Origin of the sequence: Streptomyces sp. 3N207, assembly GCF_052246355.1 — a bacterium.
Lineage (GTDB): Bacteria > Actinomycetota > Actinomycetes > Streptomycetales > Streptomycetaceae > Streptomyces.
The window spans coordinates 365,789-380,151 of sequence record NZ_JBQQBV010000005.1; the positions used below are offsets into that span (position 1 = coordinate 365,789).

The following is a 14,363-nucleotide window of genomic DNA, read 5'->3' on the forward strand; positions in this document are numbered from 1 at the left end:
GCAGAGCTCCCCAACGTCTGAACTGCTGGCCGCGGTTCCTGCCCCGAAGCCGGGTTGCGTCAGTCATTGCCTGGCAGCAGCGCGGCGGTCCCGACGTGTGGGCCGGGACCAGAGAGGGCGCCAGGCTGACCGCCGCCGAAGCACGTACCAGGCTCCGGCCTCGCGAAGTTCGGTGTGTGCGATCCGCGTCTGTTCCCGTCCGGTGGCCAGTGCATGTTCGACAGCCTCGCTGAACTTCCCGCCATGCCCGACAGGTCCCAGCTCGATGTCGCTCAGTTCGAGTGCCGATAACGAGGCCCTGTGTGCACCAGAGAGGAGGTACGAGTCGGACGTGGCGAGAGCGAGGCGGTCTCGTGCTTTGGTGATCTCCGAACGTGCCCGGTACAAGGCCGCACGTTCTTCACCCGTTTCGGGCTCTCCCTCCCGGAGGCCGGCGATCCGCAGCCAGAACAGCTCCCGGTAGGCCAGCACCGCGTCGAGCAGGTGGGCGACAAGGTCGGTGACGTGGAGCAGCTGCTGCTCCTCGCGGGTGCGCCGGTCCAGCCAATGCTGAGAGACGACGCCCAGGGCCGCACCGGCCAGGGTGCCCAGTACAGCAATGACACTTGACCACATCAGCTTCCCCCCTCCCTCCCAACAGGCCAGCTAAGCACACCTGGGCAGCACCTAACGTGTACCCGGAGGCGCCGGCCGCGGACGAGCGAGGCCGAGCAGCGCAGAGGTGGTGCAGAGGCGGTTCAGAGGCAGCGCAGGGGGAGTGGGTGGGAGCGGCTGTGCGGCATGCGGTTCAGGAATGGTTCGACGATGTGTGGGCGCGTACGCATCTCGTTCAGGTGCTGGCGGGCGGGGAGAGTGCTGAGCCGCTTGACTCGCGAACCCTGCTGGGCTGTGTCGAGTCACCCGAGTCCCTGGCGAAGCTGAGATCTCTCTCAACCCAGGGGGTCGTCACCATGGATACGTGTCGTTGTCCAGGCAGCCTCACCCTCACCTTGCACGGCGCCGAGAAACAACTGCTGGGCCGAGCGAGTCTGCACGGTCCCGACGCCCTCCTGTGGGAAGGTGGTCGATTCTGCGGAAACCTCGAAGTCAGCGACCCGGTCGGCCTCACACTCCTGCTGGCCAGGCACGGCGCGGCGCGACACCTCGCGGGCTTGTCCACCCGCCTCGCATATGCCCTCGGCCTCCGGGAGGGGCGGCCACAGTTCCGAGCGGCCGGCCGGGGCCCGAACGGAGCGCGGCTGCTGGGAACCCGAGGTGTGCCGGCCATTCTGCGTCCCGCACTGTCACGTGTCTCGGGGCACGACTGTGCGGCCTCACTCCTGTTGCCGCTGCGCGCGCCACCGGCATGCCGATCGACTCTCATGTTGCCCTGGGCCTCCTGCGGTGGGTGAGGCACCACCAAGACAGCGGCGACATGGACACGGACACCTTGACGGACCTCCTTGAGCCAGTCCTCTATCAGACTTTCCCAGCCGTGCCCCCGGCACCCTGAGAGACGTCCTCGGCGCCTGCCCCGTCACGGCGGGTGGCGTGGGCACGCATGGACCCCCGGTGATGGCAGCAGCTCCGACAGCGGCTGAACCAGCTGCGGCAGCGGCTCCTCGTGTGGCGGCGGCTCCTCCTGCGGCGGCGGAGGAGGAGGTGGCTGACGCGGGTCCGCCCGCCAGTTGCCCACCGTCGCCGAGGACCCCATGCCGACGTGCAGCCTCGTCCACCGACACCTGCCGTGACGCGTTCTGCTGTCAGGCTTTCACCGAACACCCGTTGGCCCCGGCTGTCTGCCGGCTCACGTCGAACCGGAGGGGCGAGCGTGCGGGCCGCGGTGGGGCCCCAGTTGGTCGAGGGTGGTGGCAAGTTGGGCTGCCGTGAGGGACGGGGTGGGGAGAGGGGAGGGAGAGGAGACGCGGAGGGCGTCGAGGAAGAGGGTGAGGGGGCGGCGCCAGGCGTCGGGTGCGGCGGTGGTCAACGCGGGAACGGCGCGGCCGAGGGCGGCGAGGGTGAAGAGCACATCTTCCGTGGTGATGTCAGCACGGACGGCGCCTTCCATACGGCCTCGGCGCAACAGGATGTCTACCGTCTCGCGGTTGTGGGCGTGGACGGCCTGCAAGGTCTCCGCGCCTTCGAGGTGAGTGGTCATGAGATCGTTCGCGCCGCGGTCCGCTGCCAGGATCGTGAAAACCTCCTCGAGGTAGTCGCTCAGCCCTGACCAGGCGTTCTCGGCGGTTCGGGCCTGTTGGCCGGCGGTCATCGTGTGCGTCAGCAGGTCGTGGAAGACGGCGTCCACGAGGGCGGCGCGGGTGGGGAAGTGACGGTAGAGCGTCGCGTTGCCGACCCCAGCGCGACGGGCGATCACGTCGAAGGGCGCTTCCAGGCCCTGCTCGGTGAACACCTCGTGCGCAGCTTCCGTGAGGAGTTGCCGGTTGCGCCGCGCGTCACGCCGCCGCCGGGGTGTCGGCGTTCCTCCCGGATCGCGCCCGTCGCGTTCGTCACTCCGGTCGCGCCCGTCGGGCCTGTCGCGCGAATCGTGCCCCGCGCGCCCTGGACGCCCCGCAAGTCCCCCGTGCCCCGCGCGCCCCTCGGGCGTGTTCCCGGTCATCGTCACCTCCGCGCTGGAAATGGGGACAGGTCCCCAGCTCGATGTTATCGTCGGCCAAGGAAGTGGGGAGTGCTCCCCATTTAAGAACTGGAGGGCAGAGATGGGCGGGACAGCGCTGGTCCTCGGCGGTGGCGGACCGGTGGGCGGGGCATGGATGGTCGGGGTGCTTGCGGGGCTCGCCGAGGCGGGAGTCGAGCTGGGCCGAGCCGACGTCGTCATCGGCACCTCGGCCGGGGCGATCTTCGGTACCCGGCTCCTGCACGGCGAGAGTCCGCGCGAGTTGTACGAACGGCAACTGGCGTGCGAGGACCGCATAGACCTGAAGGTCTCGGCGGCGCAGACCTTCCGTTTCCTGTGGGCGGCCTGCGGAACCCGGGACTCCAGGCGCTCCGCACAGCGTCTGGGACGGGCGGCCCTCGCCGCAGTGACCCCGGCTGAAAGCGAGGTACTCGATACCGTCAGGGCCCTGCTGGGCGGCGAGCAGCCCTGGCCCGAGCGCGCGCTGCGGATCGCTTCTGTGGACGCGGAGACCGGTGAGGTGGAGACCTTCGGGCCGGAGTCGTCGCTCACCCTGGTCGAGGCGGTCGCCGCCAGTTGTGCGGTGCCGCTGGTCTGGCCTCCGGCCAGCGCGGCTGGGCGTCGTTGGATCGACGGCGGCTGCCGTTCGGCCGGGAACGTGCAGCTGGCCCGCGGACATCAGCGGGTGGTGGCCGTCGTACCGATCCCCTCCGCGCCGGGCCCGCACCCCAGCATCCGGCAGGAGGCCGACGAGCTCGCCGCCGGGGGAGCCGCTGTCGCGCTTCTTACGCCCGACTCGGCGGCGCGTCGTGCCATGGGCCGGGACATGACCGCCGACAACCGGCGGCCGAACGCCGCCCGGGCAGGCCACGCGCAGGCCACCTCCCTCGCGCAGACCGTCGCTGATGTCCTGCACGGCTAGGCGGGTATCCAGGGCGAACATGGACCGCGCAGGGGGCGCGTTGCCAAGGCGCCGGACACGGCCGAGGCGGCCCGGAACCGGTCCAGGCCGCCTCCTCGGACGGGCCCGGGCGCGACGCGGTCGATCAGCAAGGACAGGCGGCGTTCGTGGGCATCCGCGGGGAGACGACCGCTGCCGCACGAGGGTGCCAGGCCGTGGAGGCCGACGCGGATGGCTTCCATGAGCACGCCCGGGTCGCCGTCGGCGAGCGGCTGGACGGTCTGAAGCAGCTCGCCGAATGCGTCGCGCCAGGGGGGCGGGGCTCGGTTCGGCGAACGCGTCAGCCAAGGAGACCCGGGGGCTTGCGGTGCAGCGAACGGGCAGGTCGAGGGCGTGCGCGAGCATCACGCCGTGGAGCGCCGGGTGCTTCCGCGCGACAGTGCGTACGTCCGAACAGGCGGCGCTCCGATGCCGGATCGCTGTTGCGTATCCGCGGCTACCCCTGACTCGGCACCACCACTACGGCGGGCCGTAAAGGACATGAATACTCGGAACGGAAGGTGACGCCATGGAGGCGCCGCAAACACCTCAGTCATCTCAAGGGCGCCGAAACCCCCAGCCCTCGAAGTCAGCCCAGCCGCCCCCACCTCGACCTCGACCCCAGGCACCCACTTTGCAGCAACTGGCCCCCAAAGGGGTCGACATGGAGGTGGATCCGCATCTCGTCCACGCTGCCCTGCGCGCCAAGGGGGCGGTACACCGGGTGTTCGTCCCCGACAGCGGGGAGAGCTGGTTCGTGGTGACGCGGGAGGCAGGGCGGACGGCGTTGACCGACCCGCGGTTGTGCAACGACATCCGTCACTCCGCCTCGTGGCAGAACGACGGCGGGCATGCCATCGGGCGAAACATGCTCCAGACCGATCCCCCGCAGCACACCCGGCTGCGCCGCCTGGTGGCCGGCCACTTCACGCCCGGACGTATCGCGGCGTTGCGCCCGAGGATCGAGGCGGCCACCGACGACCTGCTCGGCGCACTGCCGCGCCAGGGGCAGGCCGACCTGGTGAGCCAGTACGCACTGCCGCTGCCCGTCACGGTCATCTGCGAGCTGCTGGGGGTCCCCGTACGCGACCAAGCGCTGTTCCACACCTGGTCGCACGAGCTGGTCATGCCCACCTCACAGGAGGCAGCGGAGGCGGCAGCCGACGAACTTACCGGGTATCTGACGGCGTTGACCGAGCGGAAGGCCCGGACTCCGGACGACACGCTGCTCAGCGCGCTGGCCGCGATGCGACGTCCGTCCGGCCCCGGGTCGGAGAGCCGGGACGACCGAGCGGAGGGTCTCGACCCCGAGGAACTGCTCGGCATGGCTTTCCTCATCCTCGTCGCCGGCCATGAGACGACGGTCAACCTGATCTCCAGCACCTTGTACAGCCTGCTCACCCACCCGGACCAGCTGGAGCTGCTACGCACCTCCCCCGAGCTGACCGAAGGTGCCGTCGAGGAATCGCTGCGCTACAACTCGCCTGTCCACGCAGCCGCGTACCGGTTCGCGGCCGAGCCGCTGGAACTGGCGGGCACCCGCATCGCGGCCGGCGACGCGGTCCTGGTCTCACTCGCCGCCGCCTCACGCGATCCGCGCCACTTCCCCGACCCCGACCGCTTCGACATCCGGCGCAGCGCCCGGGGCCATCTCGGGTTCGGTCACGGCCTGCACCACTGTCTCGGCGCACCCCTGGCCCGCACAGAGGCGGCAATCGCCCTGCGACGGCTGCTGGCGGCCCGCCCCCTGCTCGCCTTCGCCACCGACCCGGCCGCCCTCACCTGGCGCTCCAGCACTCTGCTGCGCGGCCTGGTGGAACTGCCCCTGCGTCTGGGGTGATACGGGACGTCGCGCGGATCAACGATGAGTCTCGGACTCGGCTCCTGGCGGTGGCGACGAGCGGCCTGCTGAGTACGTGGCGCATGAGAAGGCGGCTGCCGAGCCAGACCAGACCCCGTAGGCTGCCAGGCCGGCTGACGCGAGCAGGATGACGACCTGCAGCGCCCGTCATCGCCGTGAGAGGTGACCTGCGCATCGGCTCCGGTTTCCGGAGCAACTGCCGCGGGTTCGCGGATGGGCGCGGGTTGCGGTGTTCACAGAGGCGATCCCGTGCTCGACGTCGCCTGGCGGGCGCTGGCGGGCGTGGTCACTGGGCGGCGCCGACGGGGCTGACCGTGATCCTGGAGGAGGCGGGGCTGTCGGGGTTGTCGACGGGTAGGTTGATGCTGACCGGGAGGGTCCGCGACTGGGTCTCGTTGGGCGGGGTGACCACGAGGCTGGTCATGGTCACACCGCTGCCACCGGAGTTGTTGGGCGGGTAGCTGAGGGTGAAGCGGGTTGCCTCGCCGGGATCGACGCTGACCGTCGGAGGTGCGGCGTTGTTGCGGCTGGCGTTGAGGGAGCCGTCCTCGCTCTTGAGGTTCGCTCCGGGGAAGCCCTTGAGGGTGCAGGTGGCCGAGCCGACGTTCTTGAGGTTCACCAGCAGGCTGCCCTCGGCCATACCGTTCGAGGTGCTGAATGCAAGCTCGGAGGTCTTGCATGAGCTCAAGCCGGGCGACCCCGGCCCCGAACCCCCTGTCGCTCCGGAGGAGCCCGCGTCGTCGTTCTCCGAGGAAGCAGGTGGCCCCTTGTCGTCCTTGGAATCACCACCACCTGAATGCGATGACGACGACGGGGAAGCACTCTTCTTCTTCCGCGATATGTCACCGGGGGAGTCACCGGGCACGGGGGCTGCTTCCCCGGCCACCTTCTTGGGCCCGGACGAGCCCGACTCCTTCCCGCACCCGGTCAGCAGAACCGCCGCCAGCCCCACCGCAGCGACCGCTGCCAGACACATGCCCCCGTCAACGCGCCGTCGGGCGCGCCCGGCCTCTTCGTACCGACCGGTCGCCGACGCCGCATCCTGTTGTTGTTTCCTCACTGCCCCGCCCTGGTCGTTCCATCATGAACCCGCGCCGGACGCGGGGGAGCCGAGCCCTTTGGGCCAACCCCCCGTGCCGTACAGTCCGATGACCGCCCCGGCTGAAAAGTTCACCATGGATTTTCCCGGGACAGCGATCCGGCCCCCTGGAGAGAGTAGACGCTCTTAGCTGCTGGGCTCATCCCCCTTGCCATGGTCTCCGAGGGCCAAGTTTGCGCGCTTATGAACGGCTTTCAGTTTCCTCATGGGTGGGTGCTCGTGCTCACCCGTTGTGGGCTCGACGGGCTTCGGGGCGTTCTGAGGCGCTTCGTAGTGGATGTCGGCGCCTGCGGTGAGGTTGGCGAGGTGTTGAACGGTGGTGCGGTCGCCGAGTAGTTCGGTGAACAGCTCGCGCAGGGCGGTGACGTCGCTGCCGGGGGCCGGGGCGGAGAGTGCGGCCTGCGCCTGGGAGTACATGGCCATGCGGGCGGCGGCGGGGCGCCGTTCCGTGTCATAGCTGTCCAGCAGGCCGGGCGGGGCGCTGCCGCGCAGCGTGGCGGCAAGTTCCAGCCGAGGTTGACCGCGTCCTGCAGGCCGAGGCTGAGTCCGGAGCCGCCCGTGGTGCCGACGGGGGCGGAGTCGCCGACCAGGAAGACCCTGCGGTCCCGGAACTGCTCCGCCACGCGGACGTTGCCGCCGTCGAGCCGGCGCAGTACGAACGGTCCCGTCACCGACCGGCTGCCCGAGGGGTACGTCCGCGCCGAGCACGCGGCGGACGCTCGACCGCAGTTCCTCGAGACTCATCGGTGCCTGGGTTGCGGGCTGGTCCCATTCCGTGGTGCTGATCAGCGGTGGATGGCCAGGGAGCGGTGCGTACGAGAATGCTCCGTGCTCGGTGCGGTGGGGCAGGAACGGCTGGATGCTGCCGTAGCCCGGCACGTTCAGCGCACCGGTCGCGGCATCCAGCCACTGCTCCGGGACCGTGGCGTGCGCTGTCCGGCTGGTCGTCCGGTCGAAGGTGATGCCCGGGAAGGCGATGCCGGACAGCTTGCGGGCGACGCTGTGGGCTCCGGCAGCAGGCCCGCTGTGGGACACACCAGACGCGCCGGTCACGCGCCCTTCACGAGTGTGCGGTTGCACCACTTTGCTGCTCAACAGGCACGTTGCCTACGTTCCAAAGGGCTCCTGATGCCCCGTCGAGGAGCCCCCCGCCGATGCCCTGTTACAACCTTTACGGCCACAGCGCGCGGCCCGGTCACGTGCCAGGCCAGACCAGGAGGCAGAACTCGTTGCCCTCTGGGTCGGCGAGCACCGTCGTCAGGACGCCGTGGTCGTCGAAAGGGGCGGTGAGGAGCGCGGCGCCGCAGGCTCGGATCCGGGAGAACTCCGGCTCCAACGTGGGCACGCGCAGATCGAGATGCATCCGGTTCTTGCCCCGCTTGGGCTCGGGCACCTGCTGAAGCAGCAACTCAGGCCCGTCGCCGTCCGCCGGGGCAAGACTCACATACGGGTGCACAGCGCGGACCCTGCGGTAGCCGAGCACGGCGCACCAGAACTCGGCGAGTTTGTTGTTGTCGGCGCAGTCCAGCACGAACGCGAGTTGCCCGCGAACTGTCCGCTCCACTTCAGCCATGGCTCTTCCCTTCCTTGACCGGGGGGGAGTTCCCTGCCATAGGCGGGAGTTACCCCCACGGCGAACGGCAGGACCGACCCCAGCCCCAGAAGGATGCCGAGGGCGGAGATCCGTCCCCCTCAACGTTTGCATAGCCATGCGGTTTGCGTGGCATGCGCTGCGCCTGTCTTGTCATGGCCCGTCGGGGGCGCGGGTTCCGGCTCCGCAACGGGAACGCGGTTCTGGGGGAGAGCCTGCATGACAGGAATGCATCGGGACGTGGTCATTTGCCGGGTGCGGCGCCCACTTCGCTTGATCGCCACCAATCACATAGCGACCATTCGGCGGCAGGCCATTGGCATTGGACGCTCCTTTGGATCACCAGATCCGTGGGCCGGGTGCGTCGTCGGCTGATGCACAGTTGGCTGAGGCCCAGTAGCTCGCGGCTCGAGCCGCTGTTACCCCATCGACGGAATCCGGGCCGCTTGTTGATCCAGAATCAACGCCTCAGCCCATGACGAGAAAGAGTTCCGATTACGGTGCTCGGCCGCCGTGATCCGGAATTGCTCGATGCCGGCTTCGTACGCGAGAAACAGGTTCAGCGCGACATTTGTAGCGCTGCCATGGTGGGTGACGGCTTGCCGTTGCTACGACCAGAATTCGTCATACGCCCTCTGATCGGACCACAGGTCCCAGCCCTCGGTGATTCTGCCGTCTTGAATGTGGAAGACGATCGCGTAGTCCATGTCGAGCTCCTTGCCTTCACGCGAGGCGGTGGCATGGAGTAGGGCGACTGTGTGTTTGTCGTTGGCGAGCACATCGTGGAGTCGCGGGCGGTACGTGCCGCCTGACATCTCAAATTCCCGCTGGAACAGAGCGAAGGCGGCCTCACGACCACGGAAGTCACCCGCCAGCGGGCCTTGACCGGGGTTATGCCACACCACGTCGGGGTGGAACACCTCCGTCAGCGTCTCCAAGTCGCCTGCGATAAAGGCGGCCATGGCCCGTTGGAACACAGCAATGTTCGGGTGATCAGTCATCACAGCCTCCGGTTAGCCCTCGCGAACGTAACCCGGAGTCGGCACGACAGCCGCTGACACACCGCGTTGGCCGACTCACGGTGACCCGCTTGGGCTCAACCGGAGCCAATGACATGTCCTGGTCCTTAATGATCGGGGCGTCCACCACCGCCAGGACGCTGGATGCGGAGGTGTTCGAGGACCGGGATCAACTGCGGTGGGTCGGCGTACTCCCGGATTGGTGATCTCGTCCGGGTGGCTGTCGCCGTCGAGATCGTCGACAGTGTGGTCGTGTCGGGTGGGGAGACACCCTTGCGGGGCTGCGGGGCTGCGGGGCTGCGGGGCGGTACGGGTTTACTGCAGCGTCTCTTCGATGGTGTTGTTCCAGTAGGAGACGGTGGAGTTGTCGCTGATGGCGAGGCCGGCGCCGCTGGGGGCGCTGACCTTGGCGGTGGCGCCGGTGCCGTGCAGGCTGCGGTCGGCCAGCTGGACGGTGAGCTGCTTCTCGCGGTGCATGTTGCCGCCGCTGCCCTTCTCCAGGCTGAGCGAGGCGTAGGCGGACTTGCCCGGCTCCAGAGACACCACGGACTGGGGCTTGCCGCCGCCGACCCCGATCGGAGCCTGGGCGTCCTGGTAGCCCACGAACGGGTAGCCGTACAGATCGCAGCGGGCACTGCCGTTGTTGGTGGCCTTCAGCAGGATGACCGGCGCCGAGCCGCCGGTCTCCTGGAGCCCGACGGAGACCTTGCCGACGGTGCATGCGGAGCTCTTGGCGCCCGAGCCCGCGGACTCCGGCTGCTTGCCCGTGCCACCGCTGCTCCCGTTGCCGCTCTGCGTACCGCCGTTGCCCGTGGACGACCCCGAGTCGGCCGAGTAGGAGCCGGTCGAGCCGGAGCCCTTCGCGTCGGCGCCGGTCGAGCCCGAGTCCTGCGCCTCGGAGTTCTTCGATGCCCCGGCGGAGGACGAGGAGCCGGCGTCGTCGTCCTTGCCGCCGTCGTCCTGGCAGGCGGTCAGCGAGAAAGCGGCGGCGGCAGCGACGGCGACGAGGCCGGCGGTACGGACGGTGCGGCGAGCGCGGCGAGTGGTCTTCACGAGGTCCCCCCATGGACGTCGGATACGGCGCGGCCACCCTTTTCCCGCAGGGCGCCGGGCCGCGTTGACTGGTCGGTCATTCATGAGATGGCGGCCGACCGGGGATTGTTCACGGGACTCTGGCGTGATCCACATCACCGCTCGATGCGGGCCGCTTCGGCAAAGCGGCCACCAACTTCTCCATCAAGCACGCAGGCACGCAGGCACGCGGGCACGCCAGATGACGCCGAGAGACCCGTGAGCCACCGATGCGGAAGGACCACCCGATCGATCAAGACCTGCCTGGTTGCCGGGGGGAGCGACTACCGCGTCGCTCCGCGCACAGGAGCGAGCGGGTTCGGTGTACGGCCCGTCCAGCGGTGGAGGACGGCCCGCCCCGTCTGCTTGGTGACGCCGTTCTCCTCAACGGTGCCGGACTCTGCGACGTAGTAGCGCCCGTCGCCCAAAGAGACCAGGCCGTACTCGCCGGGAGCCTGCCAGCCCCGCAGGCCCGTGGCCCGGTCGTACAGGCCCTGCCGCGCGAGGGTGAGCAACTCGCCCTGCTCCGGCTCGGGCTGGTCGCGCACCGGCCCGCGCACGGCGGGCTTCGTACCGTCGACGGTGAAGAGGGAGTAGTTGGGGAAGCCCGGCTTCTTCCCCTCGTACACTGCCATCTGCCAGTTGCGTGAGGCGGCGTCGTACTCCAGGTTCTGCACGCCGTAGGTTGTGTTGCCGGTGTACGCGAAGTACTTGCCGTCGGTGTGCGCCGGGCCGCTGGTGTGCGGCGCTGACTCGCTGAGGGGACGCTCGTACTTCTTCCACCGGCGCACGTCGTACTGCAACAGCACCTGGTGGTCGTTGTCGGAGCGTGCGTTGTTGGAGTAGATGCCGTAGGCGACGGTCAGCAGGGGGGCGTCGCGCTTGCGCCCGCCGTGTCCGCCGAGATCCGGCCCGAACGTGACGCCGTCGATGCCGCTGCATCCGTAACGATGGTCGCGCGTGTCGGCGGTGTCGCCGTCGAACACCCCGTTGCCGTCCATGTCGGCGGTGTAGTCCTCGACGACTTCCTTGAGGTAGACCGTCGAGACGATGTCGCTGGTCTGGGCGTCGATGCCCATCCGGTCGATGCGGTCGGCGTCGAAGACCGCGATGTAGAAGGACTCGGCATCCTTGTACTCCAGGGAGCCGTAGAGCCTGCCGTCGCGTTCGTTGAAGTCCAGGTCACCCAGGTGGCCGGTGAACCCGGTGACGGAGCCGACCGGGTTGCCGCGCAGGTCCGTCTTGACCAAGAGGTTGGTGAAGGAGAAGTACATGTAGCCGCCCTTGCGGTCCAGGGCCATGCCCTGGACGTGTCCGGCGTCCCACGCCCCACCGTCTATGACCGCCGGCAGCTGTTTCCCTCCGCGGACGTCGTTACCGGCGTCCGTGGCGGCGGATGCGGTCTGCGGTATCAGAACCGACCCCAGCAGCGTGGCAACCACCGCAGCACCTGCCCGCGCGGTGGCCCGTCTGCCGGCCCGGCGCCCGGACTTTCCGCCCCGTCCGGTGGCCTTCTCCCGAGTCGTCATCCCGCTCCGCCTTTCCCCGACTTCCTGAGCGACCGCCGCCCCCACCCCGTCTGCCAGCAGGACATCCGTCCCCGGGGCAGGCAGACCGCTGATCGACTGCAATACCAGCGATCATTCTGGGGCTCTGCCCTGAACGCGGGGAAGCCTTATGGGTACATGAAGGCGACGATCGGATGCGGCCGGACTACGACCGTCAGTAGGGGACCGACCCCCAGGCGCACGGAATCGTTGACGGCCGCGCTGCTGAAGCCGTTGCCGCTCGTGGCCCTCAAACCTTTGGTGCTGGTATGGCACTTGGCAGCTCGTGGGGGACTTGTTTGAAGAGGGTGCTTGCTCTTGCATCCACGTTCCACCCCCCTTACATGCCACATTCCATCCCCCTCACATGGCTGTTGCCGGGTGCCTGGTGAAACCCTCCCGGAAAGGGGTTCGCGGAGGGGAGTGGGAAGCATGGCCGATACCGGAGGACACCCTGCCGGCACCGATAATCCGGTGCCGAATCCGCTGCGTGCGGACCTGATCGCCCTGAAGCATGAGGTGGTCGCCAAAGAGACGCAGATTGCCACCGCGCTCGATCAGGCGGCCAGGGACATGGGCGGGGGAGGCGTATGGGAGGGGCCGGCCGCGCAGCAGTTCGCGGCTGAAGCCGCCGGTCGTCGAGGGGAGGCCCAGCAGCTGGCACGTGAGGCGGTCGCCGTCGTGGAGGCAGCGTTGAGCAGCACACCTGCGCAGGTGCCGTTGAGCCGGGCCCAGGCTTTCCGGAAGGCGATCTGAGGAGACAACCGTGACGGATCCGCACGGACAGCCAGGGGGCACCTTCAGCGGTGTCGATCCCGCACGGCTCAAGAGCATGATCGACTCACTGGCCCACGCAGCGGAAACCTTCAACGGGGCACGCAACTCCCTTCTGCACAGGTTCTCCCAGTGCGGCCTCGACATCGGCGTCCTGACACGGCTGGGAGCCTTGGGTGCCTGGGCGGAACAGCTCCTGCCCACCCTCTACCGGCGTTTGGACCTGGCGCGGGACCTTGAACAGACCGGGCAGCAGAAGGTGGGAACCCTGATTGCGGTCCCCGATGTGCTGATGTCCCCTCAGGAGGCACGCGACCGGGCGACGGAGGCCGCACGCCTGGCGGCCATTCCCCCGGACGAGATGACAACTGAGCAGTTCGACCGACTCAACACGCTGTTGGCGCAGTGCAGGGGCGATGACATCTTCGCGGAGAAGTTCGCCACCGACATGGGGCCGCAGAGAATTCTGACGATGTGGTCAGGCATCACCGCACCCAGAACTGACGCGGTGACGATGGATCGAGAAGCCCGGCTGGGGGCACTTCAGCAGAACCTGGGCATAACCCTGGGGAACGCCACCCGCTCCGACAGCCCGGCCATGGTCCAGTGGGAACGGGACATGGTCGCCCTCGGCGGATTCCAGGAAATGAGCAGTCTCTTGCGGTACGGCAGCTACGACGATGCCTTCCTCATCGCCTACGGAAATGCGCTGGTCACCTACGAGCGAACCGTCACAAACGACGGCAGGAATACCGTCGGTCCCACCGGTTCGGTCCGCAAGGGCGGCCTGCCTTGGGACGGTCAGTCTTCGTTTTCGAGAAGACTGAACTTCGGCCCCGGCAGTGGTCAGGACGCCGGTCTGGATCCGATGACCGGCTTCATGATGGCGCTCTCCCGTACCCCAGAAGCATCCACTGCCTTCTTCGCTTCCCCGTTGCAGAACAACGCCGAGTGGGTGCTGGAGAAGCGACCTCCCTTCCCGCAGGTCGGCGGCAGTCACGCGACCGCCGCCAGTCCCGGGGGCTCCACCGCAAAATTGAACGCGATAGGCGACGCTCTGGTCGCCGCCGCCACCGGCCTCGGTCCAGGACAGCAGCCTGTCACCGTTCAGCCGCACACACCACAGCAGAAAGACGTGGTGAGAAATGCCCTGCGTCACCTTGCTATACGTAAGGACGGCTTCCCGGAGGAACTGCGTGACAGCATGGCCAATGTGCTGGCCAGCCACGGCACCGACACACATATGACCATGGCAGGCTCGCCGGAGGAGGTCGTATTCAACCGGGGTGATCTCCTGGAGGTGTCCAAGCAGATATCCCGTTCTTTCGACAGTTACGGGATTCTTAATCAGGGCATGAATGTCGCAATGTTGCAGGATGTCTACGCCGAGAAGGAGCACCCTGAAAACAGCCTTGACCGGTCCGGCCGCACGGTGGGTTTCTTGGAAGAGGCCCGCCGCCAAGCGATCGGCGATAAAGAAGAGAAGGAACTCAAAGAGGCCGGCTGGGGACACGTCGGTGCAGGCGGCTACCTGACTGTCGCATCGATCGCGTCCTTTCTTCCCTACGGCGGCGGTCTTAGCGCCAATGCGGCATTTGGCGTCAGTAAGGGCCTGGTCGAAGACGAGAGCGCCCGTATCAAGAACGGAGCCCGCGACGCCAGAGCGGAGGTCCATCTCAACCAAGGGCGCCGACTCCAGTGTCTTGCCGATGAGTGGGACAAGGTCAATGCTGACTGGGCGCGCGGTCGAACCGATTACGATCCACGCCACGGCAGTTGGAGCAAAATCCGCGGTGCAGCGGACCTCGGCAGGATCGACGCTCAAGGAGCCTCGGGCCGGTAAGCAC

At 68.2% G+C, this 14,363-nt stretch carries 12 protein-coding genes; 4 read left to right on the forward strand and 8 right to left on the reverse strand.

Annotated elements, in window-relative coordinates; all coding sequences use genetic code 11:
• Window positions 1–63 precede the first annotated feature (63 nt).
• Both ACTWP9_RS11270 and ACTWP9_RS11275 read right to left on the reverse strand, forming a co-directional pair.
• Window positions 64–615 (reverse strand): hypothetical protein, encoded by a 552-nt coding sequence (locus ACTWP9_RS11270; protein ID WP_443245907.1) that lies wholly within the window; start codon window positions 613–615, stop codon window positions 64–66.
• Between the two features lie 1,171 nt (window positions 616–1,786).
• Entirely contained in the window at window positions 1,787–2,596 is an 810-nt protein-coding gene (locus ACTWP9_RS11275) for a TetR/AcrR family transcriptional regulator (RefSeq protein WP_443245908.1), read from the reverse strand.
• 100 nt (window positions 2,597–2,696) lie between these two features.
• On the opposite strand from ACTWP9_RS11275, the gene ACTWP9_RS11280 reads away from it, so the two are divergent.
• Entirely contained in the window at window positions 2,697–3,536 is an 840-nt protein-coding gene (locus ACTWP9_RS11280) for a patatin-like phospholipase family protein (protein ID WP_443245909.1), read from the forward strand.
• A 682-nt stretch (window positions 3,537–4,218) separates the two neighbouring features.
• Window positions 4,219–5,394 (forward strand): cytochrome P450 family protein, encoded by a 1,176-nt coding sequence (locus tag ACTWP9_RS11285; protein WP_443245910.1) that lies wholly within the window; start codon window positions 4,219–4,221, stop codon window positions 5,392–5,394.
• Between the two features lie 307 nt (window positions 5,395–5,701).
• Here the strand turns inward: ACTWP9_RS11285 and ACTWP9_RS11290 are convergent, their stop codons facing one another.
• The 6 genes from ACTWP9_RS11290 to ACTWP9_RS11315 form a co-directional block, all read right to left on the reverse strand.
• Window positions 5,702–6,391: a DUF4232 domain-containing protein gene (locus ACTWP9_RS11290; protein WP_443245911.1), complete on the reverse strand. Its 690-nt coding sequence runs from the start codon at window positions 6,389–6,391 to the stop codon at window positions 5,702–5,704.
• Between the two features lie 326 nt (window positions 6,392–6,717).
• Window positions 6,718–7,185, reverse strand: a complete 468-nt coding sequence (locus ACTWP9_RS11295) for an FAD-dependent monooxygenase (protein ID WP_443245912.1) — start codon at window positions 7,183–7,185, stop codon at window positions 6,718–6,720.
• A 524-nt stretch (window positions 7,186–7,709) separates the two neighbouring features.
• Window positions 7,710–8,087: a VOC family protein gene (locus ACTWP9_RS11300; RefSeq protein WP_443245913.1), complete on the reverse strand. Its 378-nt coding sequence runs from the start codon at window positions 8,085–8,087 to the stop codon at window positions 7,710–7,712.
• 626 nt (window positions 8,088–8,713) lie between these two features.
• Window positions 8,714–9,106, reverse strand: coding sequence for a nuclear transport factor 2 family protein (locus ACTWP9_RS11305; RefSeq protein WP_443245914.1), 393 nt, complete (start codon window positions 9,104–9,106; stop codon window positions 8,714–8,716).
• A 333-nt stretch (window positions 9,107–9,439) separates the two neighbouring features.
• Window positions 9,440–10,177: a DUF4232 domain-containing protein gene (locus ACTWP9_RS11310; protein WP_443245915.1), complete on the reverse strand. Its 738-nt coding sequence runs from the start codon at window positions 10,175–10,177 to the stop codon at window positions 9,440–9,442.
• Window positions 10,178–10,479: 302 nt separating this feature from the next.
• On the reverse strand, window positions 10,480–11,724 hold the full coding sequence (locus ACTWP9_RS11315; protein WP_443245916.1) for a hypothetical protein: 1,245 nt from the start codon (window positions 11,722–11,724) through the stop codon (window positions 10,480–10,482).
• A gap of 450 nt (window positions 11,725–12,174) precedes the next feature.
• On the opposite strand from ACTWP9_RS11315, the gene ACTWP9_RS11320 reads away from it, so the two are divergent.
• Complete coding sequence (locus ACTWP9_RS11320; RefSeq protein ID WP_443245917.1) at window positions 12,175–12,498, forward strand: hypothetical protein; 324 nt, start codon at window positions 12,175–12,177, stop codon at window positions 12,496–12,498.
• Window positions 12,499–12,508: 10 nt separating this feature from the next.
• The gene (locus tag ACTWP9_RS11325; RefSeq protein WP_443245918.1) at window positions 12,509–14,359 is read left to right on the forward strand and encodes a hypothetical protein; all 1,851 of its coding nucleotides are present in this window, start codon (window positions 12,509–12,511) and stop codon (window positions 14,357–14,359) included.
• Window positions 14,360–14,363 lie beyond the last annotated feature (4 nt).